The sequence below is a fragment of the Anaerotignum faecicola genome (genome assembly GCA_024460105.1).
Classification (GTDB): domain Bacteria; phylum Bacillota; class Clostridia; order Lachnospirales; family Anaerotignaceae; genus JANFXS01.
The window spans coordinates 1-578 of sequence record JANFXS010000083.1 but is presented as its reverse complement, the minus strand read 5'-3'; the positions used below and the strand labels follow the sequence as shown (position 1 = coordinate 578).

1 protein-coding gene is annotated in these 578 nt (G+C 45.5%); it reads left to right on the top strand.

Features of this window, described 5'->3' with window-relative positions; genetic code table 11:
- Positions 1 to 578 (top strand): hypothetical protein (locus NE664_12865; protein ID MCQ4727526.1); only part of this gene is annotated, 578 nt, incomplete at both ends.

Genomic DNA, 578 nt, shown 5'->3' with positions numbered 1-578 from the left:
AAAAGTACGGATTGAGCAGCGTGGAGAACTGTTTCGCTATGCATGGCGCAGTTTACACGAAGAGGATCTGCTTCCTACGAGCCGGAAGCGAAATGTAATTTCTCTGTATTGTGTGGCTGGTAACGAAAATTCTGATGCAGGGATGCTTCTGGTAATTAATATGCTTCCGGAATCAGTGGCTGGTATTTTGAGAGATATTACCACGAGCCGCGGCAGCGTATCGGGAATTTTGGCGGAGGACTCGGTTCTGTATGATGGTGCTGAAAAAAAAGAGGTATTGAGAGAGGAAGACAGAGAGAAGCTGCTTCATGCAGAGCTGGAGGGTTCCTATATTTCACAGGATCTCAATGGGGAAAAAATACTGATCTCTTACGAAAGACTGCAATTGAATGGCTGGGTGATTTTTTCCGCAGTGCCGCTTAATAGTCTGATGGCCGGCAATGAGTTTATCGGTGTGATGATTGCAGTCTGCGTAGTGATCATGCTTTTGGTATCTTCCGTTCCCATTATTGTATTTTCCAGATATATGTCAGATGATATCAAACGGATTGCATGCCAGCTGGAGCAGTATGAGGCGG